Source organism: Microbacterium sp. SL62 (assembly GCF_026672635.1).
GTDB lineage: Bacteria > Actinomycetota > Actinomycetes > Actinomycetales > Microbacteriaceae > Microbacterium > Microbacterium testaceum_A.
On the sequence record NZ_JAPPRM010000001.1, the window covers coordinates 406,013 to 432,330 of the forward strand.

A 26,318-nucleotide genomic window follows, 5' to 3' on the forward strand; every position below is an offset into this window, starting at 1 on the left:
GCGAGGGCCCCGCTGGGGCCCCCGCCTCTCGTACGGTGTCTGGTGCTTACCAGGACGACTTGGTCACACCGGGCAGCTCGCCACGGTGGGCCATGTCACGGAAGCGGACGCGCGAGACGCCGAACTTCGTGAGGACGCCACGGGGGCGGCCGTCGATGACGTCGCGGCTGCGCACGCGCGCGGGCGACGCGTTGCGGGGGAGCTTCTGCAGACCCACGCGGGCGGCCTCGCGGGCCTCGTCGGTCGCGTTGGGGTCGACCAGGGTCTTCTTCAGCTCGGCGCGCTTCGCGGCGTAGCGCTCGACGACGACCTTGCGCTGCTCGTTGCGCGCGATCTTGCTCTTCTTAGCCATGTGCTTAGCGCTCCTCTCGGAAGTCGACGTGCTTACGGACCACGGGGTCGTACTTCTTGAGCACGATGCGGTCGGGGTTGTTGCGGCGGTTCTTGCGCGTCACGTAGGTGTATCCCGTGCCGGCGGTCGAACGCAGCTTGATGATCGGACGAACGTCCTGAGCCTTCTTCGCCATTACAGCTTCACGCCCTTCGCCTGCAGGTCACGGACGACGGACTCGATGCCGCGAGCGTCGATGACCTTGATGCCCTTCGCCGAAACGTTGAGCTTGATGTTGCGACCCAGCGACGGAACGAAGTAGGTCTTCTTCTGCACGTTCGGGTCGAAGCGGCGCTTCGTCCGGCGGTGCGAGTGCGAGATGTTGTGACCGAAGCCGGGAACCGCTCCAGTCACCTGGCACACTGCTGCCATGGTGATGTCTCCTTCTGTACCGTGACACCGGACGGTGTCACCCAAGATCCCTTGTCTGCACCCCGTTCGAGCACGGCGGAAGGCCGGGATCGAGAGGAGGGATGCGAACTGCGTGCTGGAGTGCGCGCAGACAAGGGGTCAGTCTAGCACGGCGTGTCGCCTTGACCTGATCAGGTCATCGAACGCGAGGGCCCCGAGCCCGTCGAAGGCACCGGGGCTTCGGCGGGGTCAGCCCCCTCGCGCCCCACCCGCCTCCGCCGCGCCCCGGCCCCAGCGGAACGCCGAGACCGTGGCATCCCCCTCGATCCAGAAGCGCCACGGGAACGCGTCGGTGCCGGCGATGCCCGCGACCCCCACGCGCGGCCCCGTCGCCACGACCGGCGGCGGCGCCTCGGGCAAGAGCAGCCGCGCTCGAGCCCCGGCCCGCTCCGCGCCGGTGACCGCGTCGATGCCGTCGTGGATCGGATGCCGAAGACCCACCGCGTCGCCGAATCGTCCGGGACCGCGAGCGAGATCCCGCGACGCCCGCACCGCCCCGCGGCGCTCGAGCCGCCGCCGCTCTGCGATGTCAACCCCCTCGACGATCTCGCCGCCGCGCAGCAGCACTCCGCCCGCGACACCCTCGGGGCCGCACACGACGTTCACGCACGAATGGATGCCGTGACTCAGGTAGACGTAGAGGTGCCCCGGCTCCCCCCACATCGTGGCGTTGCGCGCCGTCGGCCCCATGCGGGCGTGCGAACCCGGATCGGGGCGCTCTCCGGTGCCGAGGCCGTGGTACGCCTCGACCTCGGTGAGGCGCGCGACGACCCGTTCTCCGGCGACCTCGGTCTCGAGCAGGGCGCCCAGCAGCCGGGGAGCGACCTCGACCGGCAGATCGACGAGGTCGGCGCGGGTCGCGGGGCGCATCACTGCGGGGGCACCTGGCACCACGACAGGTCGAAGCCCTGCAGCGCGACGACCTCCTGGCCGGTGTCGACCTCGACGAGGTGGGTGAGCAGGCGCTGCGGAAGGGGCAGCTGGTAGCGGTCGAAGGGATTGTCGACCGCGCGCGGCGCGACCAGCACCGCGGCGTAGCGCCCGCTCGGCGACACGCAGGTCTGCAGCACGGTGTCGGAGCCCGGCACGCTCAACAGCTGGCGGACGGTGCCGTCGGTGTCGACGTGCGAGACGATCGTCGATCGCGAGACCCCGTCGGAGCTGATGTCGGCGAACGAACGGATCGTCCCCGCCCCCGCCCCGGGCATCGGCGTCGCCCGTCCCGCCATCCCCGGCGGGTCGACGGGCTCGACGAGCCCCTGCTCTGAGCCGTCGGTCAGATCGATCTCGCGGATGCCCTCGAGCCTCTCGACGATCGCGACCGAAGAACCGCGGGCAATGCCGTCGATCGACACGGCGCTGCCGAGGGGCGCGGCGTTGCCGCCCTGCGCGTCGGTCAGGAGCAGGCGAGAGTCGAAGGTGAGCACCAGCATGCTGTCGGTGTCGGGCACGAAGCGATAGTCGGCGATGCGCACGTCGCCGCCGTTCAGCCCCACCTCGACGGGCGGGGAGTCGTCGGCCGCCGACGCCGTGAACAGGCGGCTCTCGCGGCCTCCGGCGGCGCCCAGGTCGGCATCCGAGAAGGTGAATCCGATGCGCTCCCCCCGGTCGGCCGACTGCAGATTGGTCACGTACCCGGGGCCGGGGAGGGCGATGTCGCGCTGATTCTTGCCGTCGGGGTCGGTCACGATCACGCGCGGGGTGTCGCCGTCGCGCACCGAGATGACGAGGTGGTTGGCGGTGGCGCGGAAATCCTCGATGTGGGGGTTCACGAACACCGGGAGCCCCGCCTGGCCCTGCAGGTCGGTGCGGAAGATCGTGTCGCCCTCGGGAGTGCCGCGCTGCATCAGGTAGGCCTGCAGCGGAGGGGTGCGGAACGTCTCGGTAAGCGTCGAGGCCGGACCCGCACCCAGGCCGTTCACCCCGTTGACGGTGATGCGGTAGTCGGTGTCGTCGCGCAACGGCAGCGTGAAACGCACGCCGACGCTGCGCCCCGAGGTGTCGACCGTGAACGGCGTCGCCGGGTCGACCTCGACCTGCGAGGGGTCGACCTTCTGCAGCGACTGCGTCGTGGTGAGGATCACGCGCGACCCGGATGCCGCGACGGCCGCGGCGGGATCGACCTGCACGTCCGTGACGCGTGGCCCCTGCGCCACCGCGATCACTCCGCCGAGGCCGCCGACGACCACGAGACCGACGAGGACGGCGGCGAACGCGATCGCGAATCCACGCCCGCGCCGGCGGCGGGCGCGCGAACGGCGGGAGTCGCCGCCGCGACGGGAGTCAGTACTCATACGGGTCCGAGGGCTCGTCGATCGCGGCGACCTGATCCGCGTGCACCGCGAGCTTGCCGTCTCCGCTCGAGCGCACCGTCCCGGTGACGGTCACCCACTGGCCGGTCGAGGGGGCACCGGTCGTCGCGGCGATGGGCAGACGCGCGGTCTGTGCATCGATCACGCAGTGCGTGATCACGAGCCGGGTGAGATCGAAGCTCGAGCCGTCGTTCGCCGGGGTGATGAACCCGGTGAGGGTGACGGGCTTGCCGTCGAAGGTCTCGGGGTTGGTGGCGTGCGCGAACACCGCCGACCAGTCGCCGATGCCGAACGTGGAGGTGTCGCCCGAGGCGGCCAGGGTCACCGCGTCGGAGCCGGCGAACAACGGAGGCGCACCCACGTCGCGCGACACCGCCAGCTCGGTCGACAGCGAGGCCGCGGGGGTGAGCAGCACGGCGATCACCGCCCCCGAGGCCAACACGCCCCCGGTGAAGGCGGCGATCCCGCCGGGTGTCAGGCGCGGACGGGCCGCCAGGTGGTCGTGCGCGGCGTGATCATGCTCGTCGAACCGGTCGGCGTGAGCGTGGTCGGCGTGAGCGAACGCCTCGCGGGGGGCGGATGCCGCGGCGGGCGAATGCCCGTGCTCGTGGTCGTGGCCGTGATCGGCCTCGGCTCCGAGCGGCAGCGCGAACGAGGCGATCGCGCCGATCAGCGCGACGAAGGCCATGCCGACGGCGAACCACGCCGAATCGGGATTGATATAAAGCGCCATCCGCCCGGTCGCCCACAGCGTGATCGTCGTGATGGACAGGCACGCGGTCAGGCCCACCCCGAGCCAGCGCGTGGCGAGAGCACCCGTTTTAGACAAGAAGGTTCACCACCGTTCCGAGCGTGAAGGCGAAGAGCACGACGACCACCGTCATGCCCACCAGCACCCGTGACGAGAAGGTCGTGCGCAGCAGCGCCATCATCTTGAGGTCAATGATCGGCCCCACCACAAGGAAGGCCACGATCGAGCCGGGCGTGAACGTCGAGGCGAACGACAGCGCGAAGAAGGCGTCGACGTTCGAGCACAGCGACACCACGATCGCGAGCGCCATCATCGCGGCGATCGACAGCGCAGGGTCGGATCCGATCGCCAGCAGGGCGCTGCGCGGCACGAGCACCTGCACGGCCCCCGCGAGGAGCGAACCGATGATGAGCGCCGGCATGACCGAGCGCAGCTCGACGACGAACTGGGCGAGGGTGCGCCGGCCGCGGTCGCCGCGCTCCTGGACGACGATCTCGCACGTCTCGAGGAAGCGCTCGGTGAGCAGCTTGTCGGGATCGGGATGCCGGCTGTACAGCCAGCCGATGAGGTTGGCGACGAGGTAGCCGCCGATCAGACGCGCCACCAGGATGCCGTCGCTGAAGCCGAAGGCGGCGTGCGTGCTGATGATGACGATCGGGTTGACGATGGGAGCGGCGACCAGGAAGGTCAGCGTGTCGCTCACCCCGAAACCGCGCATCAGCAGGCCGCGGGCGAAGGGCACGTTGCCGCACTCGCAGACCGGGATGAACATGCCCAGCAGCGAAAGGACGGCCCGGCGCGCCCACGGCGCGCGTGGCATCCATCTCTCGATCGCCCCCGGGGGCACCCAGACCTGCACGATGATCGACAGCACGACGCCGAGGACCACGAACGGCAGCGACTCGATCAGCACGCTGAGCGCGAGCGTGAGGCCGTCCTGCGCGCGGGTGGGGAGCGGTTGCGCGAAGAACGTGGGGGCGAAGGCGTCGACGAGGAACAGGGCCGTGATCACGACGACACCCAGGCCGAGCGCGACGAGGGTGCGGGGGGCGCCCGAGCGTTGCGGCGAGGGTGCCGTGGTGCGACTACTCGTCGCCACGCTCACGAGCCCGGGCGTGGGCGCAATCGGTGCAGATGCCGAAGATGTCGACCACGTGCTCGGCCTCGCTGAAGCCGTGCTGCGCGGCGGTGCGCTGCGCCCACTCTTCGACGTCGGTCGCGGCGATCTCGACCGCCTTGCCGCACGAACGGCAGATCAGGTGGTGGTGGTGACCGCGCGTCTCGCAGGCGCGGAACAGGTTCTCGCCGTCGGGGCTCTGCAGGGAGTCGGCATCGCCGCGGGCCGCGAGACCCGCGAGGGTGCGGTAGACGGTCGCGAGGCCGATGCCGGTGTTCTCGTCGCGCAGGGTCGCGTGCAGCGACTGGGCGCTGACGAAGCCGGGAGCTCCGGACAGAGCCTCCCGCACGCGTTCGCGCTGCCACGTGTTGCGCTGGACCATGGCCGCGAGTCTAGCGAGGGGATCGGTGAATCGGCTGGGCGCGGGGCGGGTGCGCCCCGCGGGTGAATCTGCGGGTGAAATCCGACCGGGAGGGTGGAGTGCGTCTCACGGCACTCGTTAACATGCCGCTCATGGATTCACGGGGGCGGATCTCGATGAGTGGCGATGCACTCACTGACGTGGCGCGTCGGGTGGACGGAGTTCGATACCAGGCTCCGAGCGGGGTCTCGACACCCCCATCGGTGCACGACGACGATCTGGCGCGAGCGGGGAGCGACGCCGCCGGCGCGCTGCGACTGTCGTTGAACGCACGGCGGGCCGATCTCGAGACCCTCGCCACGGGTGTGCGACAGACCGTGGCGCTGTGGCAGGAGCACGAACGAGCGATGGTGTCGCTTCTCGACGGCATCGACGCGAGCCTCGGCGATGCGAGCCCGACGGCGGGTCCGCGGTGAGGTCTCCGGTCGGGCCCCACCGCGCCGAACTCGGAGACACCGACGATCCGACAGCGCTCGTGCCCGGCGACCCGGGGGCGTTGTTCGCGTGTGCGCAGCAGTATCGCGACGCGGCGTCGGGGTGCGAGCGAGCCGCGAACGAGCTGGCCGGGTTACGTCAGGTCGACGGGTGGGAGGGCGAGAGCGCGGGTGCCTTCGCCCAACGCGTCACCAACATGGTCACGGCGTGGGACGACCTCGCCGAGAAGATGGGCGCCGCCGCCGGGGCGTGGGAGCAGTACGCGACCGTGCTGGGGTGGGGGCAGCAGAAGGCGGGCGATGCGATCGCGATGTTCGCCCACGCCGCGGCCCTGACCGCTGGGGCGGCCGCGGAATCGCCGGCGCCGCTCGGGCCGCGTGGCGACACGGGGCCGGGTACACGCGCGTTTCCCGACCCCGGTTCGGGCCCGCGGGGCGATGCGCGGGCGCTGCTCGCGTACGCGCGCGAATCCGTTGCCGATGCCGCGGCCGAAGCCGCCGCGGTGTTGCGTGACATCGCCCCGGCACCCGCGGACGGAGCCTCGACGACCGCGCTGGCCAGCGTCGGTAACGCCCTGCTGGAGCACCCCGACGCGCTGCAGCAGATCGTCGGCGGGGCCGCGTTGATGGCCGGCGGCGCGGCACTGTTCGGCGGGGACTCGCCGCGGACGTCACCGTGGCGGGCGCGACCGTCGGGGTTCCCGCCAACGTCGCCGGCGCGGCCGTCGTGGCAAGCGGTGCCGCTCTCGCCGGCGCGGGAATCATGAACGCCGCGGCGCACGCGGCGGGAGACAGCGGGGTATCGTCGCCGAGCAGCCGGGAGGACCGCGCCGACGGGAGGGACGCGAAAGGCCGCTTCACCGGGCGGGGCGGTCGACCATGGGTGGATAAGGAGAAATTAGGTATTGCGATGTTCGAGGCCGAACGCGGCGTGAAGATGATCCCCCAAAAGGTGCGTGCTCTGGTCGATGGGGGAAATCCCCATGGGCGATACTTCGATGGTTTATTCAGAAATCCAGATGGAACATACAGCGCATTAGAGGTTAAGAGCGGAACGGGCGGCCTTACCAGGGAACAGAGACTCTTCGATGGCCTTATAAACGGCGGATCCCCGGCGCGCGCGATCCTGAATGGTCAGGAGATCTCGATCGTCAGAGTGTTCACGCGAACCGTGGATTAGGAGAAGGTCATGCAGTTCGGGTATCACTTCACCCCAGGGATCTACTCGGATCTACCTGGCACCGCCAAAGAGAACCAAGCATTTATTCATCGATTGACATCCTTACTCGGAACGGAACATCGCTCCGCTCTCTCCATGTGGGCCATCCCAGATTCCGCCGATTTCTCACGAGTAAGGACCCCCAATCTTCCCGGGACCTTCCTTCAAGCCGCAGGCACCGCCGAAGCGATGACGATCGAATGGCGTCGCCTCGACGACGACGGCGAGGAACGCCTCTACTCGCTCGGCCACGGCGGCCCCCGGAACGGGGAACCCGCAGTCCGGATTGAGTTCAACGGCGGCCAGAACCACACCCTGGTCTACCCCGACGAAGTCTTCGACGCCACCGAAGCCGGCGACATCTTCTTCGCCTACTTTCAGACCGAGCGCGTTCCCGATAAGTACGTGCTCCGCCTGTTCGACCTGGATGCTCCGTTCGAAGACCAACGCGGCAGCGCGAGCTGAAGGTCGTCGGCCTCGCACGGGCGTCGCGCGCGACGGCACCGCACCGCGCGGCATCCGCGAAGAACCCCCCTCAGACCGCCCGGGTCGTGCGATCGCGGCGGGCGCCGACCAGGCGGCACACGAGGTAGATCGCGAACGAGATGGTCGTGATGTACGGGCTCACCGGCAGCGTTCCGGCCACGGCGAGCAGCACTCCGCCCACGGCCGAGACGAAGCCGAATAGCGCGGCCAGCAGCGGCACCGAGAGGGGACCGGATGCCACGCGCATCGCCGCCGCGGCGGGCGTGACCAACAGCGCCATCACCAGCAGTGCGCCGATGATGTGCACCGCCACGGCGACGATCAGGCCGAGCAGCAGCATGAACGCCAGCGACACGGCGGTGGTGGGCACGCCTCGCGCGGCCGCCGACTGCGGGTCGAGGGAGTCGAAGCGCAGCGGGCGCCAGATGAGCAGCAGGGCGACCAACACCGCGACGCCGATCACCACGAGCCACCCGAGCTGCTCGCTCTGCACCGACACGATCTGCCCGGTCAGCAGGCTGAAGCGCGTCGCGCTGCGCCCGTTGTAGAGCGAAAGGCACAGGATGCCGACACCCAGGCCGAACGGCATGAGCACGCCGATGATCGAGTTGCGATCGCGCGCGCGGGCGCCCAGCACCCCAATCAGTGCGGCGGCGATCAGGGAGCCCACGATCGAGCCCGACACGACGTCGACGCCGATGAGCAGGGCCACCGCGGCACCGGCGAAGGACAGCTCGCTGATCCCGTGCACGGCGAAGGCCATGTCGCGCTGCATGACGAAGACGCCGATGAGGCCGCCCACCAGGCCCAGGACCGCACCCGCGTAGACGGAGTTCTGCACCAGCTCGAGGATCGCGCCGTACTGGCTCACCCCGCCGAAGAGGGCGGTGCCGACGTCGGACCAGTTCATGCGTCGTCCTCGTCGTGGTGATGGTGGTGGGCGTCCTCGGCATCCGGGGCTCCGACGACGATGAGCTGGTCGCCGGCGCGGACGACGAACACGGGGGCGCCGTACAGGGCCGAGAGGGTCTCGGTCGTGAGCACCTCGTCGGGAGTCCCGAGGGTGAAGCGGCCGTTGGCGATGTAGAGGATGCTGTCGACGCGCGACAGCACGGGATTGATGTCGTGGGTGACCAGCAGCACGGCGGCGTCGCGCTCGCGACGGTGGCGGTCGATGAGCCGCACGACGGCTTGCTGGTTGGCGAGGTCGAGGCTCGTCAGCGGCTCGTCGCAGAGCAGGAGGGCGGGGTCGTCGGCGAGCGCTTGGCCCACGCGCAGTCGCTGCTGCTCTCCGCCGGAGAGGAGCCCCACGGGGCGGTCGCCGAACGCGGTGGCCCCCACGGCCTCGAGCAGTCCGTCGATGCGCGCGCGATCCTTCTTGCGCGACAGGGGCAGACCGAGACGGTGCCCGTCGACCCCGAGACCGATGATGTCGCGGCCGCGGAGGGGCGTCTCGCGCGGCAGGGGGCGCTGCTGGGGGATGTAGCCGATGCGGCGGTTGCCGGCGCGGCGCACCGGGGCTCCGAGCGCCTCGATCGATCCCCCGCTGAGGCGTTCGAGCCCGAGGATCGCGCGCAGCAGCGTGGTCTTGCCCGAGCCGCTGGGTCCGAGCACGGCGACGAGCTCGCCGGGCTCGACCTCGAGGTCGAGCCCGGCCCAGAGCTCCCGGCCCCCTCTTTCGAGGGCGGCTCCGCGGATGCGCAGCGGTGCGGTCGCGCTCACGCCGCCAGCGCGTCGGACAGCGCCGTGATGTTGCTCTGCATCCACGAGATGTAAGTCTGTCCCTCGGGGAGCGTTTCCGTGAACTCGATCACGGGGATGTTCTTGGTCTTCGCTTCGTTCTGCACCTGTGTGACCTCGGCGCCGCCGGTCTGCGGGTTGACGATCATGACGGTGATCTGACCCGAATCCAACAGCTGAAGCGATTCGAGCAGGGTCGCGGGCGGGACGTCCTGGCCCTCTTCGACCGCCTCGCTGAACTCGTTGGGGGTCGCGTTGTCGAGGCCTGCGGTCGTGGTCAGGTACACCGGCACCGGCTCTGTCACGAAGATCTTCTTGGCGGCATCCTTCGCCTTGATCGCGTCGAGGGAGTCCTCGAGGCCGGCGATCTGCTGGGTGAAGGCCTCGGCGTTGGCGTTGAAGTCGGCGACGTGGTCGGGCGCGATCTTGCCCAGCTCGTCGGCGATGGCCTCGGTGAGGTCTTCGATGGTGTGGGGGTCGTACCAGACGTGCTCGTTGAAGCCCTCGATGTGGTCGTGGCCGTCGCCCTCGGCGTGCGCGTGGTCGTCGGCGCTCTCGCTCGGGGCGGGGCTCGCGTCGTCGTCGGAGTGACCCTTCGACCCAGGGTAGTCGTGGTTGTACTCCACGGCGGTGAGCACGGGAGCCGACGTGCCGCTGGCCTGGATGAGGGACTCCATGAACGCGTCGTAACCGGCGCCGTTCTCGATCACGAGACCGGCGTTCTTCAGCGTCAGCTGGTCTTGCGCGCTCGCCTCGTACTCGTGCGGGTCCTGGCTGGGCGAGGTGATGATCGAGGCCACGTCGACGTACTCACCGCCGACCGCCTGGGCGATCGAGCCGTAGACGTCGGTGGATGCCACGACCTTGACCTTTCCGGACGAGTCCGACGAAGCGGGCGAGGCGGTGCCTCCGGCGCAGCCGGCGAGCGCGAGAACGGAGACGGCCCCGAGGACGACGGGGGCGAGAATACGGCGGGTCATAGGGAAACCGTATCGCCGTTGATAATCGTTCTCAAACTCAGGGTGTACCGCATACGAGGTTCTCAGGATCCGGCATCCTGCCGATCTGTCCTCCCCTCACGGGTGCGGTCGCCCGATTGTCGACGGCGGACCCGGGTCGGGATCTCTTTACTGGGATCCATGACCGACCACGACCTCCCCGTCATCGCGCACTGGATCGACGGCGCCGAGAGCGCCCCGACGGGTGGACGCACCGCCCCCGTCTACAACCCCGCCACCGGCGCGGTGCAGGCGCACGTCGCGCTGGCCGGCGAGGCCGACATCCAGGCCGCGATCGCCTCGGCCAGCCGCGGCTTCGCCGAGTGGAGCGGCTCCTCCATCGCGAAGCGCCAGAGCGTGCTGTTCGCGTTCCGCGAGCTGTTGAACGCGCGCAAGGGCGAGCTGGCCGAGATCCTCACCGCCGAGCACGGCAAGGTGCTCTCCGACGCGATGGGCGAGATCGCCCGCGGCCAGGAGGTCGTCGAGCTCGCGACCGGCTTCCCGCACCTCATCAAGGGCGCCTACAGCGAGAACGCCTCCAGCGGCGTCGACGTGTACTCGCTCAAGCAGCCGCTCGGCGTCGTCGGCATCATCAGCCCCTTCAACTTCCCCGCCATGGTGCCGATGTGGTTCTTCCCCATCGCCCTGGCCGCCGGCAACGCCGTCGTGCTGAAGCCGAGCGAGAAGGACCCCTCCGCCTCGCTCTGGCTCGCGCGCCTGTGGAAGGAGGCGGGCCTTCCCGCCGGCGCCTTCACCGTGCTGCAGGGCGACAAGGTCGCCGTCGACGGGCTGCTCGCCGCCCCCGAGGTGCAGTCGATCTCGTTCGTCGGCTCCACCCCCATCGCGCAGTACATCTACGAGACCGCGTCGAAGAACGGCAAGCGCGTGCAGGCCCTGGGCGGCGCCAAGAACCACATGCTGGTGCTCCCCGACGCCGACCTCGACCTCGTGGCCGACTCCGCCGTCAACGCCGGCTTCGGTGCCGCGGGCGAGCGCTGCATGGCCGTCTCGGTGGTGCTGGCCGTCGAGCCGGTCGCCGACGAGCTGATCGCCAAGATCACCGAGCGGATCACGAAGCTCCGCATCGGAAACGGAGCGGATGCCGACGAGCCCGACATGGGCCCCCTCATCTCGGGCGCGCACCGCGAGAAGGTGGCCTCGTACGTCGACATCGCTGAAGCCGACGGCGCGACCATCGTCGTCGACGGCCGCGGATTCTCGGTCGACGGACACGAGGAGGGCTTCTTCTTCGGCCCCACCCTGCTCGACGAGGTGCCGACCACCTCGCGCGCCTACACCGAGGAGATCTTCGGCCCCGTGCTCTCGGTCGTGCGCGTGAAGACGTACGAAGAGGGCCTCGCCCTCATCAACGGCGGCGAGTTCGGCAACGGCACGGCGATCTTCACCAACGACGGCGGAGCCGCCCGCCGCTTCCAGCACGAGGTGCAGGTCGGCATGATCGGCATCAACGTGCCCATCCCCGTGCCGGTGGCCTACCACTCGTTCGGCGGGTGGAAGAAGAGCCTGTTCGGCGACGCGAAGGCCTACGGCGTGCACGGCTTCGACTTCTTCACCCGCGAGAAGGCCGTCACCAGCCGCTGGCTCGACCCCGCCACCCACGGCGGCATCAACCTCGGCTTCCCCCAGAACAGCTGAGTCGTTTCGCGCCGGATGCCGCGCCCCCGGGCTCTTCGCGAGCCTCGGGTCGCGGCATCCGTCGTTCCTTCCCGCGCTTCGCGTGAGGGGTCAGAATGTGTCGCCTGGCGAGCGCTGAAGCGACAGAAGCCGACCCCTCACGCGGGCTGGTGCGACGCCGCGCCGGATCGCGCGTGAGGGGTCGAACAGTGTCACCTGGAGCGCGCTGAAGCGACAGAAACCGACCCCTCACGCGCGGGCGGGAGGGCCTGCCAGCTCCAGGGCGGCCCACAGCTCGGCGCGGGCGGCGAAGCTCGACAGGTCGAGCTCGAGAACCTGCTCGAGCTGCGCCATGCGCGCCCTCAGGGTGTGGCGATGGATGCCGAGAATCCGCGCCGCGGGATCCCAGGCGCCGTTGGCGTCGAGCCAGACCCGCGCCGCCGCGATCAGTCGCTCCCGCTCGAGCGCCGGGAGCACCTCGAGAGGCTGCAGCAGGGAGCGGGCGAGCACCGCGCCGCCCCGTTCGCGGAGCGCCCCCACCAGACCGCGGCCCGCGAGCTCGTCGTAGGCGCGGACGGTGCCGGCCGCAGCGTCGCGCGCCGCGTGGTCCGCTCGTCGCAGATCCTCGGCGAGGTCGTCGTCGTCAGTGTGACGGACGGTTCCGACGCGCAGCGACCGTCGCGCGGCGAGCGCCGTGAGCGCGGGGGCCGCGTCGTCCGCCACGAGCACGATGATGTCGTCCTCGCGCTCGGCAGAGAACATGCGGGCGGGGTCGCTCGAGACGAGGTCGAGCTCGTCGTGCAGTCCCGCACGCGCTGCCGCCCCGCGCACGACCCCGACCAGGTACGGCGCCGCGGGCAGACCCCCGAGCGCAGACGCGGCCACGCGCCGCGCCGTGTCGCCGTGTCCGTCGACGAGCAGGTCGATGACCCCCGCGCGCACGCCGCGCAGGGCCGACTGCAGTCCGCGCTGCTGCTCGAGCGCGATGCTCGCCAGCGCCACGACCGAGGCCACGAGATCCCGGCCCGCGGGGTCGAGCGGCTCGGGTCCACCGACCGCGAGCACGCCGCGCAGTCGCCCGCTCTGCCCGATCGTCTGCACCAGCGCGTGACCGGCCGACGGCACGACGAGGCTCGCCGCGGTCCGCCGCTCGAGCAGGCGCCGCACGTCGCGACCGACCTCGGCCTCGACCTCGGCCGGCGCGGCCCGCAGACCCGGCGACGACAGACGACCGCCGACCGCGTCGTACAGCTCGACCCAGGCGTCGAGCAGGCGCGAGAGGGTGGCGAGGATCTCGCGCAGGCCGTCGTCGCGCACCGCGGCTCGGGCCACCGCGCGCTGGGCGTCGAGCAGCCACGACAGGCGCGCGGCACCCTCAGCGGCGATGATGTCGGCGACGAAACGGATGATCCGGATGAACGGCGCACGATCCGCGATCTCGACGATCGGCAGGTCGGCGGCCTCGCCCGCGCGCACCACGGCCTCGGGCACGCGGTCGTGGATGATGTCGGTCGCGAAGCCGAGGCCCGCCACCCCGAGCTCACGGAGGCGTCGGCAATAGGCCCGTGCCTCATCGGCATCCGGATCCGGAGAGAACTGCGCCCCGTTGGTCAGAAGCAGGTTGCCGGCCTCGAGGTACGGGGTCGGATCGGGCAGGTCGGAGCTGTGCACCCACGACAGGGGCCGGTCGAGCGCGTCATCGTCGAGTCGGGTCAGCACGCGCAGGGGGAACGACGGGTCGTCGAGGAGGGTGCGGAGCGTCGCGGGCATGGCGGGCCAAACTGTCGATCGTCCGTCGAGATTACCGACAGATCGGCGCTCCCCGGCACGACGCGACGCTTTCACACTGGAGGCATGCCGACACCCCTCTCGACTCCCCGCAACGCCGAGATCAGCGACCGCGACCGCACGAGCGTCTTCCACTCGTGGTCGGCGCAGGGCTCGCTCGCGCCGCTCCCCCTCGCCGGGGGCTCAGGAGTGGAGGTCTGGGATGCCGACGGCCGCCGCTACCTCGACTTCTCGAGCATGCTCGTCAACGTCAACATCGGGCACCAGCATCCGCGGGTCGTCGCCGCGATCCAAGAGCAGGCGGCGCAGCTGACCACCGTCGCTCCCGCGCACGCGAACGAGACGCGCGCGCACGCGGCCGAGCTCATCCTCGAGCGGACCCCCGAGGGTTTCTCGAAGGTCTTCTTCACCAATGGCGGGGCGGATGCCAACGAGAACGCCATCCGCCTGGCCCGCCTGACCACGGGCCGCGACAAGATCGTGTCGCACTACCGCTCGTACCACGGCAACACCGGGTCGGCGATCGTCGCGACCGGCGACTGGCGCCGCATGCCGAACGAGTACTCGCGCGGGCACGTGCACGTGTTCGGCCCCTACCTCTACCGGTCGGAGTTCTGGGCCGAGACCCCCGAGCAGGAGTGCGAGCGCGCCCTCCGCCACCTCGAGCGCACCGTGCAGGCCGAGGGTCCCGACACGATCGCGGCGTTCCTGTTCGAGACGATCCCCGGCACCGCGGGCGTGCTCGTACCCCCGCCCGGATACCTCGAGGGCGTCCGCGCGATCGCCGACCGCTACGGCATCCTGCTGATCCTCGACGAGGTCATGGCCGGCTTCGCCCGCACGGGTGAGTGGTTCGCGTTCGATGCGTTCGACGTGCGGCCCGACCTCATCACCTTCGCGAAGGGCGTGAACTCGGGATACGTGCCCGTGGGCGGAGTGGCGATCTCGGATGCCGTGGCCTCGGTATTCGACGACCGCGTCTTCCCCGGTGGCTTGACGTACTCGGGTCATCCGCTCGCCGCGGCATCCATCGTCGCCGCCCAACAGGCGATGGCCGATGAGGGCGTGATCGAGAACGCTCGCCGCATCGGCGAGGAGGTCATCGGCCCGCGCCTGCGCCAGCTGGCCGAGGACTCGCCGCTCGTCGGAGAGGTGCGCGGCCGCGGCGTGTTCTGGGCCGTGGAACTCGTATCCGACCAGGCCACGCGCGAGCCCCTGGCCGCCGCACGCATCGGCGCGATCAAGGCCGCGATGCTCGAGAAGGGCCTGCTCGGCTTCACCGCCGACAACCGCGTGCACGTGGTGCCGCCCGCCGTGATCGGCGATGCCGACGCCCACCGCGGCCTCGACGTGCTGGTCGAGGTTCTGCAGGCCGAGGCCGCGCGCGCCTGACGCCCCGCGGGTCAGGCGGCGGCGGCCTTCCCGCTGTAGTCGTAGAAGCCGCGGCCCGACTTCACGCCCAGGTTGCCGGCATCCACGTAGCCCTTCAACAGCTCGCGCGGACCCTCGGGCAGGTGCGGGTTCTCGTCGGCGTAGTGCTGCTCGATGTCGAGCACGACGTCGAGGCCGACCTGGTCCATCATCTGGAACGGGCCCGCGGGGGCGCCGGAGTTGACCCGCCACATGGCGTCGACGTCTTCGGGGGTCGAGACGCCGTCGGCGACGACCGCGAGGGCCTCGCGCTTGATGGCGGCCCAGATGCGGTTGAAGATGAAGCCGGTCGACTCCTGACGGGCGACGAATGGAAACACCCCGAAGTTCGGGAGCTGCTCCTGCAGGAAGGCGATGACCTCCGGCGCGGTCTGTCCATCGCTCATGAGGTCGACCGCGTTCTGCTGCGGCGGCATGTAGAAGTGCATGTTGAGCACGCGCTCGGGTGCCGAGACCTCGTCGATCATCAAGCGCGACGCGAACGACGACGAGTTGCTGGCGAGGATGGCGTCCGCCGGCGCGAGGCGGTCGAGGTCGCCGAACACCGACGTCTTGAGCTCGATGCGCTCGGGCACGGCCTCGACGACGAGCCAGGCGTTCGAGACGGCGGATGCCAACTCATCGGCGCCGTGCACGGTTCCGGCGGCGGCTCCCTCGCGGGCGGCCACCACCGAGGGCAGCGTCTGCTCGACGTAGGCGACGGCGGCGGAGCGCACGGCATCCGCGAGATCGAAGATGCGCACGTCGGCCCCTCCGCTGGCGAACATCAGCGCGATGCGACGACCGAGCGTGCCACCCCCGATCACGGTGACGGGTCGGGTGTCGATGTTCTGGGGCAGCTGGACGCTCATGTCATTCCTCTCGTGCGGGCGAGGGTCGCTTGCGAACGCGAACCTCTCGATACACACTGTACTCAATACACTTCGTACTGAACAGGTGATGACCGATGAACCCTCTCGAGATCCTCCGCCGCGGCACCACGCCGCTGACCGCCCCCGTCTACCCGCTGCGGGTCACGCGCTTCCTCAACCGCGAGTACTTCAACGTCGTCTATCGAACGGATGCCGAGGCGTTGCGAGCCGTGGTTCCGGAGCCGCTCGAGATCGACGAGCCGCTCGTGCGCTTCGAGGTCATGAAGATGGGCGAGGTCGACGGCTACGGTCCCTACGTCGAGTCGGGACAGGCGATCCCCGTCACCCTCGACGGCGAGCGCGGCGAGTACCTGCACGCGATGTACCTCGACAACTTCGCCGCCACCGTGTCGGGGCGAGAGCTCAGCGCCTACCCGAAGGTGACCGGAACCCCCGACCTGCGCGTCGACCAGGGCGCCCTCGTCGGCACCCTCGACCGCGGCGGCGAGCGTGTGGCCACCGCCACCATGGGCTACAAGTGGGAGCCGCTCGACCTCGACGAGGCGAAGGCGCAGATCACCGTGCCGACCTTCATGGTCAAGCTCGTACCCGACGTCTTCACGCAGGGCCTGCGCGCGGCGCACCTCGTGCGCACCGAGATCACCGACATCGTGGTGAAGGAGGCGTGGACCGGGCCCGCCCGCCTGCAGCTCTTCGAGCACGCGCTCGCCCCGATGGCCGACCTCCCCGTGCGCGAGATCGTCAGCGCCTCGCACATCGTCACCGACCTCACCCTCGCCCCCGTCCGCCCGGTCGTCGATTACCTCGACGAGGTGAACCGCGCCGCCGCTGCGTAACGTGGAGCCCGTGACGACCACCCCCGCAGAGGCGCCGAAGCCCGTGCGACGCCGCAGCAGCACCCGCACGGCGCTGATCGCGGCCGCCGAGGCGATCTTCGACGAGACCGGCAGCACCTCGGTGAGCGTCGAGGCCATCACGCGCCGCGCGGGATACACGCGCGGGGCGTTCTACTCGAACTTCCGCTCGGTCGACGAGGTATTCTTCGCCGTCTACGAGCAACAGGCGGAGCTGGTGTTCGAGCTGCTGAGCGACATGCTCGGCGACGCGCGCAGCAGCGAGCAGCCGACCCTCGACGACATCGTGCGCGGCGTCGTCGAGGGGCTCCCTCCCGAGGAGAAGTGGTACGCGATCCGCTCGGTGCTGATCACGCGGGCGCGTCACGACGAGGAGGTCCGGATGCTGCTCACCGCGCACACCGATCACTTCCACGACACGCTGCAGCCGCTGCTCGTCGAGTGCCTCTCGCGTATCGGCCTGCACCCGGTGATCGACCCCGCCCTGTTCACGCGCGCGGTCGTCGCCGCTCACGTCGGGGCGGTGAGCCAGAGCGTGTTGCACGCCGACACCCAGCGGGTGCGGGTCGCGGCGGTCGAGGGCTGCATCCTCGGGCTGACGCGCGGGGCCGCATCCGCCTGAGCGAGGGGACCATGGCCGGTCTCGCCCGGCCCGGGGCCATGGCATCCGCGCCTCTGCCGACTGTGCGAGACGCGCCGCCCCGATGAGGAGCGGCGCGTCTCAGGCGTTCAGGGGGTGAGCGGCGCGCTCATCACTCGCAGGCCACTCCGTCGTTGTCGCGGTCCAGCTTCGACCGGTAACCCGGCTGGTCCCGATACAGGGGCGCCTTGCCCGCCGCGCGAACGGCGTCGCAGTTGGCGTAGTAGGCGTCCTCGGCGGGCGGCGCCGGCGCGGGCTCGGCGGGAGCGGGCTGAGGCTGCGCCGGAGCCGGCTCGGGCGCGACGACCGGAGCGACCACCGGCTCGGGCTCGGGTGCGGCGACCGGAGCGGGCGCCGCGAATGCCGAGGTCGGCACGACCTGCTCGGGGCAGCTCTCGAGCACGCGCTTCATGGCGTCGCGCTCCGCCTCGGTCACCCACAGGCCGTAGGTCGCCTTCACCGCGATCTGCGCCGCGACGTAGGTGCAGCGGTAGCTCTTCTGCGCGGGGAGCCAGGTGGCGGCATCGCCGTCGCTCTTCTGCGCGTTGGCCGCGCCGTCGACGGCGAGCAGGTTCAGCGGGTCGTTGGCGAAGCTGGCGCGCTGGTCGGCGGTGAGCTGCTGAGCGCCCTTCTGCCACGCGTCGGACAGTGCGACGACGTGATCAATCTGCACGAGCTCCGAGGTGCCCTGGCCGCGGACGAAGGCGATGCTCCGCCCCGTGTACGGATCGGCGAGCGTGCCGCCGGTCACTCGGCAGGTTCCGGAGCGCACGGCATCCTTCAGGTCGCGGCCGAGGATGTCGTTGCGGGTGTCGCATCCGTTGCGGTCGACGTCGAGCCAGCGCTGACCGAACTGGGCGCGGTCGTACCCGGTCTTGGGCGCGCGTCCCTTCACGGCGAGGGTGTCGAGCACGGAGAGCGCTGTCTTGTCGGTGGTCGCCGAGGCGTCGGCGACGGTACCCGGCTGTCCCGCGAATGCGGCGAGGGCGGCCTGATCGTCGGCGAAGGGGGTGGCGGATGCCGTGAGAGTGGGCGACGGCGTCGGAGAAGCCGTGGCGGCCGGCACCGCCTGGGCGACGGAAGACGCGGTCTTCGGCGAGGTGGCCCCCGTGATGCCTCCCGCGACCGCGAAGGCGACGACGGCGGCGACCGTCCAGATCGCCGCGCTCGAGCGCGAGCGGAACCGCAGCCAGGTCGGGGTGTTGCGCGCGAGCGAGACGATCCCGGTGACGAGCACCACGAGGGCGACCATCGCGACGAACGGGGCGAGAAGCCACAGCGCCACGAGCAGGCCGAGGCCGGCCACGACCCGGCCCCACATCGGAATGCGCGAGAACCAGGGGCGCGCCTCGCCCGGAGCCGCCGGCGGAGGGGCGGTGGTCACGGTCGGCGCGGGCGGCAGTGGGGTGAAGTCGTTCGTCCACTGGCGGCCGTCCCACCACCGCAGGCGACCGGGAGTCTCGGTGTCGGGGTACCACCCCGGCGTCGCATTCGTCACGCGGCCACCGCCGCCTTCGCTCGGACCACTGCATTCCGGAATCGCATGGATTCCCCTTCCCCCGTTTGGACAACCTCGCGAGTCTATTCAGGGGAATGCAGGTCGCCCGACCGCACCGAATGCACCTGGACGGATTACGAATGCAGGATGCGCGGGCGGGAAATGCCGAGACGAAATCGATACCGGGTGCGCCCCGGCCGGTTCGCGACTCAGCGGGCTCGTCGGCGCGTGCGCCAGGCCTTCCACGCCCCGGTCGACCACAGCGCCCAGATCACCAGCACGGGCTGGAAGAGCAGGCGGATGCCGCGGGCGAGGTCGGTGTCGAGGCCGAAGGCGTCGGTGCCCCGGACGAACTGCTCGAGGTTGCCGGGGAAGATCGCGACGAAGAAGGCAGCGACGATCCAGCCGACCGCGACGCGCCAGCGGCCGAGGACGAGGAGGGCGAGTCCGAGGGCGATCTCGACGACCCCGGATGCCACGACCGTCACGTCGACCGGATGCGGAAGCCACGACGGCACCTGAGCGACGAACGCGTCGCGGGCGAAGGTCAGATGCGCGGTGCCGGTGAACACGAGTGCGGCACCGAGCAGCCAGCGAGCGAGTAAGCGGGGGAGGCTCATCCTCCGAGGGTAGGCGGGCTGTTCGGCACGCGCGGAGCGCGGGGGCGGACGCGCCACCCCCGCCGCCCCCGTCAGCGGCGCAGAATGCGGTGCGCCAGTGCGTTGCCGATCAGCTGGCCCGCCTGCACGATGACGACGATGATCGCCACCGTCACCCACGTCGCCTGCTGGTTGAACTGCTGATAGCCGTAGATGATCGCGAAGTTTCCGAGTCCGCCGCCGCCGATGTACCCGGCCATCGCCGACATGTCGACGACCGCGATGAACATGAACGTGTAGCCGAGGATCAGCGGGGCGAGGGCCTCGGGGATGACCACGCCGAAGAGCACGCCGATGCGGCGCGCGCCCACGGCCCGGGCCGCCTCGACGGTCCCGGGATCGACGGCCACGAGGTTCTGTTCGACGACGCGGGCGATCACGACCGTGGCCATAATCGTGATGGGCACGATCGCGGCATCCGTTCCCAGGGTCGTCCCCGTCACCGCGCGCGTGACCGGGGCCACGGCGGTGAGGAAGATGATGAACGGGATCGGCCGGATGAGGTTGATCACGAGGTTCGCGACTGCGAAGACCGCCCGGTTCGCGAAGAGATTCCCGGGACGCGTCGCGTACAGCAGCGCCCCGATGACAAGTCCCGCGACGCCCGAGATCAGCAGCGAGACGGCCACCATGTAGACGGTCTCGCCGATCGACTGGATCAGCACCGGGGTCAGGGTGTCCCACTTGTTCACGAGCGCACCTCCCTCGCCGGCAGGACGACGTCGGTGTGCGCACGCAGTTCGGCGACCACCGCATCGAGGTCGTCGGCGTGCACGCGGTAGGTCAGGGTGCCGAGCTGTCGGCCGAGGACGTCGGTCACCCCGCCGTAGACGACGGAATGACGGACGCCATGGCGGTGGAACACCGCCGAGACGTCCTCGCTCGAGAACTCGTTGACCTCGACGCTCACGAGCTCTCCCCCGCCCGCGGCGAGCGCCGCCAGGGCCTCGCCCGAGGGCACGCCCTGCGTCACGGCGGCCACGAAGCGCTTCGTGAGCTCGGCGCGGGGGTGGGCGAATACGCGGTACGTGTCCCCGCTGTCCACGACCCGTCCGCCGTCCATGACGATCACCTGATCGCACAGCTCGTGCACGATCGAGATCTGGTGCGTGATGACGACGATGGTGATGCCCAAGCGGCGATTGATCTCGCGCAACAGGTCGAGCACCTCGGCCGTGGTCTGCGGGTCGAGGGCGCTGGTGGCCTCGTCGGCGAGCAGGATCCGGGGGTCCGTGGCGATCGCGCGGGCGATGCCGACGCGCTGCTTCTGCCCGCCCGACAGGCGCCGCGGATACTGCTTCGCCTTGTCGCCGATGCCGACGAAGTCGAGCAGCTCGGTGACGCGCTTGTCGCGGTCCGCCTTCTTCCAGCCCGCCACCTTGAGCGGGTAGGCGACGTTCGCCGCCACCGTGCGCGAGGTGAACAGGTTGAATTGCTGGAAGATCATGCCCACGCGGCGTCGCAGGTCGCGGAGCTTCGCCTCCGTGGCATCCCCCACGTTCACTCCCAGCACCTCGACGGCGCCGGACGTCGGCTGCTCGAGCCCGTTGAGCAGCCGGACGAGGGTGGACTTGCCGGCGCCGGAGTATCCGATCACCCCGACGATCGACCCCTCCTCGACCGACAGCGACACGTCGTCGACGGCGGTGGTGGAGGTGCGGCGATCGGTGCGGAAGCTCTTCGTGACGCCCCGCAGCTCGATGACCGCGGTCATCCCTTCTGGGCCTTGAGGGCGTCTTCGAGGCTCGTCAGCTCGTCCTGCAGTTGCGCGCCGGTCCACTCGGTCTTGAACTGCAGGTTGCCCTGGTTCAGCTCGGTGACCGCCGCCTCGACCTCGGTCGAGTGGTACGCCTCGACGAGCTTGGCCCAGCGCGGGTCGTCCTTCTTGTCGTCGCGCGTGACGAACGCGTTGATGTACGGAGCGAGCTGCGGGTTGTTCAGGTCTTCCTTGAAGATGATGAGCTCGTCGCCGAGCCCGCCCTTCTGCGCCTGCGTGTTGTTGACGATCGCGGCCTGGGCACTGCCGTCCTTGAGCGCGGTGACGGTCTGGTTCGTGTCGACGGGCAGCAGCTCGACCTTGGTCGAGACGATGTCGGCCGGCGTCGAGAAGGCCGTGCCGCCGTCCTTGAGCGTCAACAGCCCCGCCGTCTGCAGGTTGAGCAGACCGCGGGCGAGGTTGGTCGGGTTGTTGGGGATCGCGACCTTCGCGCCCTCGGGCAGGTCCTTCACGTCCTGGTACTTCTCGGAGTACAGCGCGAGCGGGTACACCGCGGTCGCGCCGACCGGCACGAGCGAGCCGTTGTTCTCGACGTTGAACTGCGACAGGTAGATGAGGTGCTGGAAGAGGTTCACATCGAGCTCGCCGTCCTGCACGCCCTGGTTGAGCTGCACGCCATCGTTGATGGTGCGCACCTCGAGGTCGATGCCCTCGTCGGCGAGCTTCTGCTTCAGCACCGTCCAGTGCGCCTCGTTGCCGTCGTCGGCGCCGAGGACGATCCGCGAGGAGTCGTCTCCGGATGCCGCACCCCCGGCGCAACCGGTGAGGGTCAGCATCAGGGCAGCGGCGGAAGCACTGAGGATCGTGGCCAGGCGTGCGGTGCGGCGAGTAGTCATGAGACCACGTCAGCACGCGGCATCCGGGATCGGAATTCCAGTCGTTACGGCCGGTAACGGGCTGTCACGGGGGGTAATGGATTGGGTGGATGCCGCAGAGTGGGCGAAGATCGCGCATCTCGCCGACCCGCGGGCTCACAGCGGAGGCGTAGCCTGGACAGTGATGTCACGGGATGAAAACGCGCGTAAGAGATTGTCCCGGAACAGCCCTCAGGGTCTGGTCGTCGCGATCCTGGCCCTCGCGGGCCTGTGCTCGTCGTTCATGTTCACCCTCGTGGTGCCCATCCAGTCGCAGTTGCCGCAGCTGCTGAACGCCTCGCGCGACGACACCGCGTGGGTCGTGACCTCGACCCTGCTGGCCGCGGCTGTCATCACCCCCATCGCGGGCCGCCTGGGCGACATGTACGGCAAGCGCCGCATCGTGCTCGTCCTTCTGATCGTGATGATGCTCGGCTCGGTCGTGGCCGCACTGTCGACCGGGATCATCGGCATGATCATCGGCCGCGCGCTGCAGGGCGCCGTGGTCGGCGTCGTGCCGCTGGGCATCTCGATCATGCGCGACGTGCTGCACGAGAACCGCGTCGACAGCGCGATCGCCCTCATGAGCGCGACGCTCGGCGTCGGCGGTGCTCTCGGCCTGCCGATCAGCGCGCTCGTGGCCGAGAACACCGACTGGCACTGGCTGTTCTGGATCGCCGGCGCCCTCGGCGCGATCGTCTTCGTGCTGATCCTCTGGATCGTCCCCGTCAGCGTGCTGCGCACCGCCGGGCGCTTCGACTACCTGGGCGCCGTCGGCCTCGCGATCGGCCTGATCGGCGTGCTGCTCGCGGTCTCGCGCGGCAACTCGTGGGGCTGGACCTCGCCGCTGACGCTCGGCCTCGCCATCGGCGGCATCCTCGTTCTGCTCGTGTGGGGCTGGTACGAGCTGCGCGTCGAGAACCCGCTGCTCGACCTCCGCGTCGCCGCGCGCCGCCCCGTGCTGCTCACCAACCTGGCATCCGTCGCCATGGGCTTCGCCCTGTTCACCTCGAACGTCGCGTACCCGCAGATGCTCGAGCTTCCCGTCGCCACCGGCGTCGGACTCGGCCTGTCGCTGCTGGCCGCGAGCCTCGTGGTCATGCCCTCGGGCCTGGTGATGATGGTGCTCTCGCCCATCTCGGGCACCCTGGCCCGGACGATCGGACCCCGTGTGCTGCTCGTGGCCGGCTCGATCTCGCTCATCCTCGCCTACGGCTTCAGCCTGATCTTCTCGACCGAGGTCTGGCACTTCGTCGTCGCGAACATCCTGATCGGCTTCGGCATCGGGTTCGGGTACGCCGCCATGCCCATGCTCATCATGCGCGCCGTGCCGCCGAGCGAGACCGGCGCCTCGAACGGCCTCAACGCCCTCGCGCGTTCCCTCGGGACGAGCACCGCCGCCGCAATCGTCGGGGTCGTGCTCGCGACGCTGTCGACCGGCTCGGGCGAGACGCGCGTCCCGACCTCGCAGGCGTTCCAGGTGTCGTTCCTGATGGGAATCGGGGCCGCGGCGATCGCGCTGGTGCTGGCCCTGTTGATCCCCACGCGGTCGACGCCGGTTGAAAAGCACCCTTCGCTGCCCTGAGTCCCCTGCGCGCCGGCAGTGGCGCGCGCCGCTCAGTCGAGCAGCAGCGCCGGCTCCTCCAACACGGATGCCACGTCCGCGATGAACCGCGAGATCCCGTCGCCGTCGACCACGCGGTGATCGAACGAGCCCGAGACCGTGGTCACCCAGCGGGGACGCACCTCGCCGTCGACGACCCACGGCTTCTGACGGATGGCGCCGAGCGCGATGATGCCGGCCTCACCGGGGTTGATGATCGGGGTCCCGGCATCCACTCCGAACACACCGATGTTCGTGATCGTGAACGTGCCACCGGTCTGGTCGGCGGGGCTGGTCTTGCCCTCGCGCGCGGTGAGCGTGAGGTGCTCGAGCGCCTTGGCGAGTTCGCGCGTGTTCATCGACTGCGCTTCCTTGATGTTCGGCACGAGTAAGCCACGCGGGGTCGCCGCGGCGATGCCGAGGTTGACGTAGTGGCGCACCGAGATCTGCGCGCCGTCTTCGGTGTCGACCCACGCGGCGTTGATCATCGGGGTGCGGCGCAGGGCCCAGATCACGGCGCGCGCCATGATCAGCAGCGGCGAGATCTTCACGTCGGCGAAGTCGGGCGAGGCCTTGAGGCGCTTGACGAGCTCCATCGTGCGCGAGGCGTCGACGTCGACCCACACCGACACGTGCGGCGCCGAGTACGCGCTCGAGGTCATCGCGTTGGCGGTCGCCTTGCGGACGCCGCGGACGGGGATCGACTCCTCGCGGGCGTCGGAGGAGGGAGCGGATGCCACGGGGGCGGGCGTCGCGGGAGGGGCCACGGCGATCGTCTCCTCGCGGACGGCACCCCACGCGGGCGTCTCGATGTTGCGGAAGACACTGGCCTGCTCGGCGTGCTTCACGACGTCGTCGCGGGTCACCTCGCCGGCGGGTCCGCTGGGCGTGACGGCCGAGAGGTCGACACCGAGGTCGCGCGCGAGCTTGCGGATCGGGGGCTTGGCGACGACGCCGACCGACGCCTTCACGGGGCGCTCGGCGGGCTTCCGCCGCCGCGACGACACCGCACCGCCCGTGCCGTAGCCGACGAGCACGGCCCCGCCGGGGTCGCTGGGCTCGGGAACCGTGGTCGGCTGCGCGGCCGCCGGGGTGGCGGCATCCGCTGCTCCGATCGTGATGATCGGCGCACCGACCTCGACGGTGGAGCCCTCGGATGCCAGGAGCTCACCGACCGTGCCCGCGTAGGGCGAGGGCAGCTCGACGAGCGACTTGGCCGTCTCGATTTCGACGATCACGTCGTTGACGGCGACGGTGTCACCCGGGGCGACGCGCCACTGCACGATCTCGGCCTCGGTGAGGCCTTCTCCGACGTCGGGGAGAACGAAGGTCTGCTCGGTCACGATGGTGTCCTTTGCTCGCGAAACAGCATCTCACTGACGAGTCGGCGACGGAATGTCACCGACTCGTCAGCGGGGTGCAGTCTCGCGGTCCACGGGTGGGAAGCGGGAAGGGTCAGTAGGCAAGAGACCGGTCGACGGCCTCGAGAATGCGATCGGCGTCGGGCAGATAGGTGCCCTCGAGCTTCGCGGGCGGGAAGGGCACGTCGAACCCCGACACCCGCAGCACGGGTGCCTCGAGGGCGAAGAAGGCCTTCTCCATGACGGTCGCGGCGATCTCGGAGCCGAGGGAGGTGAAGCCCGGCGCCTCCTGCGCGTAGACCATGCGGCCGGTGCGGCGCACCGAGTCGAGCAGGGGGCCGTAGTCGACGGGCGAGAGAGAACGAAGGTCGATGACCTCGCAGCTCGTGCCCTCGCTCTCGGCGAGAGCGGCGGCCTGCAGCAGGGTCGTCACCATCGCGCCGTGTCCGACGAGCGTGACGTCGGTGCCGCGGCGCACGATGCGGCTCGCGTGCAGCGGCAGCGCAGGGGCCTCGAGGTCGACCTCGCCCTTCTGCCAGTACTTGGCCTTCGGCTCGAGGAAGACGACGGGGTCGGGCGAGTCGATGGCCTGCTGGATCATCCAGTAGGCGTCGTTCGCGTTCGAGGGGCTGACCACCCGGAGCCCTGCCGTGTGCGTGAAGTACGCCTCGGGGCTCTCCTGGTGGTGCTCGACCGCGCCGATGTGTCCGCCGTAGGGGATGCGGATGACGACGGGCATGCGTACCGCGCCCTCGTGGCGGTTCGTGATCTTCGCGAGCTGCGAGGTGATCTGGTCGAAGGCGGGGAAGACGAAGCCGTCGAACTGGATCTCGAGCACGGGCGTGAAGCCGCCCATCGCGAGACCGATCGCGGTGCCGACGATCCCCGACTCCGCGAGCGGGGAGTCGATGACCCGGCGCGGACCGAAGTCCTTCTGCAGGCCCTCGGTCACACGGAAGACGCCGCCGAGCGGGCCGATGTCCTCACCCATGAGCAGCACGCGGTCGTCGGTCTCGAGCGCGCGACGGAGTCCGGCGTTCAGCGCGCGGCTGATCGGCATGTTGTC

29 protein-coding genes are annotated in these 26,318 nt (G+C 70.1%); 9 read left to right on the plus strand and 20 right to left on the minus strand.

Features of this window, described 5'->3' with window-relative positions:
• Positions 1-46: 46 nt before the first annotated feature.
• The 8 genes from rpsN to OVA26_RS01865 form a co-directional block, all read right to left on the minus strand.
• Positions 47-352: a 30S ribosomal protein S14 gene (rpsN, locus tag OVA26_RS01830; protein ID WP_022878196.1), complete on the minus strand. Its 306-nt coding sequence runs from the start codon at positions 350-352 to the stop codon at positions 47-49.
• 4 nt (positions 353-356) lie between these two features.
• A complete protein-coding gene (rpmG, locus tag OVA26_RS01835; RefSeq protein ID WP_013584775.1) occupies positions 357-527 on the minus strand; it encodes a 50S ribosomal protein L33 in 171 nt (56 codons plus the stop codon).
• Positions 527-763, minus strand: coding sequence for a 50S ribosomal protein L28 (gene rpmB, locus OVA26_RS01840; protein ID WP_055832508.1), 237 nt, complete (start codon positions 761-763; stop codon positions 527-529). Before rpmB ends, rpmG begins: the two co-directional genes overlap by 1 nt.
• 228 nt (positions 764-991) lie before the next feature.
• The gene (locus OVA26_RS01845) at positions 992-1,672 is read right to left on the minus strand and encodes a DNA-3-methyladenine glycosylase (protein ID WP_268102733.1); all 681 of its coding nucleotides are present in this window, start codon (positions 1,670-1,672) and stop codon (positions 992-994) included.
• Positions 1,672-3,096 (minus strand): hypothetical protein, encoded by a 1,425-nt coding sequence (locus OVA26_RS01850; RefSeq protein ID WP_268102735.1) that lies wholly within the window; start codon positions 3,094-3,096, stop codon positions 1,672-1,674. Before OVA26_RS01850 ends, OVA26_RS01845 begins: the two co-directional genes overlap by 1 nt.
• Positions 3,086-3,943 (minus strand): TIGR03943 family putative permease subunit, encoded by an 858-nt coding sequence (locus tag OVA26_RS01855; protein ID WP_268102737.1) that lies wholly within the window; start codon positions 3,941-3,943, stop codon positions 3,086-3,088. The genes OVA26_RS01850 and OVA26_RS01855 overlap by 11 nt, the downstream gene beginning before the upstream one ends.
• Positions 3,936-4,970: a permease gene (locus OVA26_RS01860; protein WP_442786048.1), complete on the minus strand. Its 1,035-nt coding sequence runs from the start codon at positions 4,968-4,970 to the stop codon at positions 3,936-3,938. The genes OVA26_RS01855 and OVA26_RS01860 overlap by 8 nt, the downstream gene beginning before the upstream one ends.
• On the minus strand, positions 4,951-5,364 hold the full coding sequence (locus tag OVA26_RS01865; RefSeq protein WP_056224791.1) for a Fur family transcriptional regulator: 414 nt from the start codon (positions 5,362-5,364) through the stop codon (positions 4,951-4,953). The genes OVA26_RS01860 and OVA26_RS01865 overlap by 20 nt, the downstream gene beginning before the upstream one ends.
• Positions 5,365-5,606: 242 nt before the next feature.
• On the opposite strand from OVA26_RS01865, the gene OVA26_RS01870 reads away from it, so the two are divergent.
• Genes OVA26_RS01870 through OVA26_RS01885 form a run of 4 tightly spaced genes read left to right on the plus strand, consistent with a single transcriptional unit; the run spans position 5,607 to position 7,521 of the window.
• Entirely contained in the window at positions 5,607-5,819 is a 213-nt protein-coding gene (locus tag OVA26_RS01870; protein ID WP_268102739.1) for a hypothetical protein, read from the plus strand.
• Positions 5,816-6,604 (plus strand): WXG100 family type VII secretion target, encoded by a 789-nt coding sequence (locus OVA26_RS01875; RefSeq protein ID WP_268102740.1) that lies wholly within the window; start codon positions 5,816-5,818, stop codon positions 6,602-6,604. Before OVA26_RS01870 ends, OVA26_RS01875 begins: the two co-directional genes overlap by 4 nt.
• On the plus strand, positions 6,601-7,017 hold the full coding sequence (locus OVA26_RS01880) for a hypothetical protein (RefSeq protein ID WP_268102741.1): 417 nt from the start codon (positions 6,601-6,603) through the stop codon (positions 7,015-7,017). The genes OVA26_RS01875 and OVA26_RS01880 overlap by 4 nt, the downstream gene beginning before the upstream one ends.
• A gap of 9 nt (positions 7,018-7,026) precedes the next feature.
• The gene (locus OVA26_RS01885) at positions 7,027-7,521 is read left to right on the plus strand and encodes a hypothetical protein (RefSeq protein WP_268102742.1); all 495 of its coding nucleotides are present in this window, start codon (positions 7,027-7,029) and stop codon (positions 7,519-7,521) included.
• Between the two features lie 70 nt (positions 7,522-7,591).
• Here OVA26_RS01885 and OVA26_RS01890 read toward each other — a convergent pair whose 3' ends face one another.
• Genes OVA26_RS01890 through OVA26_RS01900 form a run of 3 tightly spaced genes read right to left on the minus strand, consistent with a single transcriptional unit; the run spans position 7,592 to position 10,262 of the window.
• The gene (locus OVA26_RS01890) at positions 7,592-8,452 is read right to left on the minus strand and encodes a metal ABC transporter permease (protein WP_056224793.1); all 861 of its coding nucleotides are present in this window, start codon (positions 8,450-8,452) and stop codon (positions 7,592-7,594) included.
• Positions 8,449-9,264 carry a metal ABC transporter ATP-binding protein gene (locus OVA26_RS01895; protein ID WP_268102743.1) on the minus strand — a complete coding sequence of 272 codons (816 nt, stop codon included), beginning with the start codon at positions 9,262-9,264 and terminating at the stop codon, positions 8,449-8,451. Before OVA26_RS01895 ends, OVA26_RS01890 begins: the two co-directional genes overlap by 4 nt.
• Positions 9,261-10,262, minus strand: a complete 1,002-nt coding sequence (locus OVA26_RS01900; RefSeq protein ID WP_268102744.1) for a metal ABC transporter solute-binding protein, Zn/Mn family — start codon at positions 10,260-10,262, stop codon at positions 9,261-9,263. The genes OVA26_RS01895 and OVA26_RS01900 overlap by 4 nt, the downstream gene beginning before the upstream one ends.
• Positions 10,263-10,421: 159 nt before the next feature.
• Between OVA26_RS01900 and OVA26_RS01905 the strand changes: the two genes are divergently transcribed.
• Complete coding sequence (locus OVA26_RS01905) at positions 10,422-11,936, plus strand: CoA-acylating methylmalonate-semialdehyde dehydrogenase (RefSeq protein ID WP_268102745.1); 1,515 nt, start codon at positions 10,422-10,424, stop codon at positions 11,934-11,936.
• Between the two features lie 228 nt (positions 11,937-12,164).
• On the opposite strand, the gene OVA26_RS01910 is transcribed toward OVA26_RS01905, so the two are convergent.
• Entirely contained in the window at positions 12,165-13,685 is a 1,521-nt protein-coding gene (locus tag OVA26_RS01910; RefSeq protein ID WP_268102746.1) for a PucR family transcriptional regulator, read from the minus strand.
• An 84-nt stretch (positions 13,686-13,769) separates the two neighbouring features.
• On the opposite strand from OVA26_RS01910, the gene OVA26_RS01915 reads away from it, so the two are divergent.
• Entirely contained in the window at positions 13,770-15,095 is a 1,326-nt protein-coding gene (locus OVA26_RS01915) for an aspartate aminotransferase family protein (protein WP_268102748.1), read from the plus strand.
• A gap of 11 nt (positions 15,096-15,106) precedes the next feature.
• Here the strand turns inward: OVA26_RS01915 and OVA26_RS01920 are convergent, their stop codons facing one another.
• On the minus strand, positions 15,107-15,985 hold the full coding sequence (locus OVA26_RS01920; RefSeq protein WP_268102749.1) for a 3-hydroxyacyl-CoA dehydrogenase family protein: 879 nt from the start codon (positions 15,983-15,985) through the stop codon (positions 15,107-15,109).
• 95 nt (positions 15,986-16,080) lie between these two features.
• Between OVA26_RS01920 and OVA26_RS01925 the strand changes: the two genes are divergently transcribed.
• Together OVA26_RS01925 and OVA26_RS01930 are read left to right on the plus strand one after the other, a co-directional pair.
• A complete protein-coding gene (locus tag OVA26_RS01925) occupies positions 16,081-16,842 on the plus strand; it encodes an acetoacetate decarboxylase (RefSeq protein ID WP_268102750.1) in 762 nt (253 codons plus the stop codon).
• Positions 16,843-16,852: 10 nt separating this feature from the next.
• Entirely contained in the window at positions 16,853-17,482 is a 630-nt protein-coding gene (locus tag OVA26_RS01930; RefSeq protein WP_200914111.1) for a TetR/AcrR family transcriptional regulator, read from the plus strand.
• Positions 17,483-17,612: 130 nt separating this feature from the next.
• Here OVA26_RS01930 and OVA26_RS01935 read toward each other — a convergent pair whose 3' ends face one another.
• The 5 genes from OVA26_RS01935 to OVA26_RS01955 form a co-directional block, all read right to left on the minus strand.
• Positions 17,613-18,998 carry a GmrSD restriction endonuclease domain-containing protein gene (locus tag OVA26_RS01935; RefSeq protein ID WP_268102751.1) on the minus strand — a complete coding sequence of 462 codons (1,386 nt, stop codon included), beginning with the start codon at positions 18,996-18,998 and terminating at the stop codon, positions 17,613-17,615.
• A gap of 209 nt (positions 18,999-19,207) precedes the next feature.
• A complete protein-coding gene (locus tag OVA26_RS01940) occupies positions 19,208-19,618 on the minus strand; it encodes a DoxX family protein (protein WP_268102752.1) in 411 nt (136 codons plus the stop codon).
• Positions 19,619-19,689: 71 nt separating this feature from the next.
• A complete protein-coding gene (locus tag OVA26_RS01945; RefSeq protein ID WP_143017828.1) occupies positions 19,690-20,349 on the minus strand; it encodes a methionine ABC transporter permease in 660 nt (219 codons plus the stop codon).
• Positions 20,346-21,371: a methionine ABC transporter ATP-binding protein gene (locus tag OVA26_RS01950; protein WP_268102753.1), complete on the minus strand. Its 1,026-nt coding sequence runs from the start codon at positions 21,369-21,371 to the stop codon at positions 20,346-20,348. The genes OVA26_RS01945 and OVA26_RS01950 overlap by 4 nt, the downstream gene beginning before the upstream one ends.
• Positions 21,368-22,270 carry a MetQ/NlpA family ABC transporter substrate-binding protein gene (locus OVA26_RS01955; protein WP_268102754.1) on the minus strand — a complete coding sequence of 301 codons (903 nt, stop codon included), beginning with the start codon at positions 22,268-22,270 and terminating at the stop codon, positions 21,368-21,370. The genes OVA26_RS01950 and OVA26_RS01955 overlap by 4 nt, the downstream gene beginning before the upstream one ends.
• Positions 22,271-22,433: 163 nt before the next feature.
• Between OVA26_RS01955 and OVA26_RS01960 the strand changes: the two genes are divergently transcribed.
• Positions 22,434-23,873: an MFS transporter gene (locus tag OVA26_RS01960; RefSeq protein ID WP_268102756.1), complete on the plus strand. Its 1,440-nt coding sequence runs from the start codon at positions 22,434-22,436 to the stop codon at positions 23,871-23,873.
• Positions 23,874-23,905: 32 nt separating this feature from the next.
• Here OVA26_RS01960 and OVA26_RS01965 read toward each other — a convergent pair whose 3' ends face one another.
• A complete protein-coding gene (locus OVA26_RS01965) occupies positions 23,906-25,234 on the minus strand; it encodes a dihydrolipoamide acetyltransferase family protein (RefSeq protein WP_268102758.1) in 1,329 nt (442 codons plus the stop codon).
• 112 nt (positions 25,235-25,346) lie between these two features.
• Positions 25,347-26,312, minus strand: a complete 966-nt coding sequence (locus OVA26_RS01970) for an alpha-ketoacid dehydrogenase subunit beta (RefSeq protein ID WP_268104852.1) — start codon at positions 26,310-26,312, stop codon at positions 25,347-25,349.
• Positions 26,313-26,318: the final 6 nt, after the last annotated feature.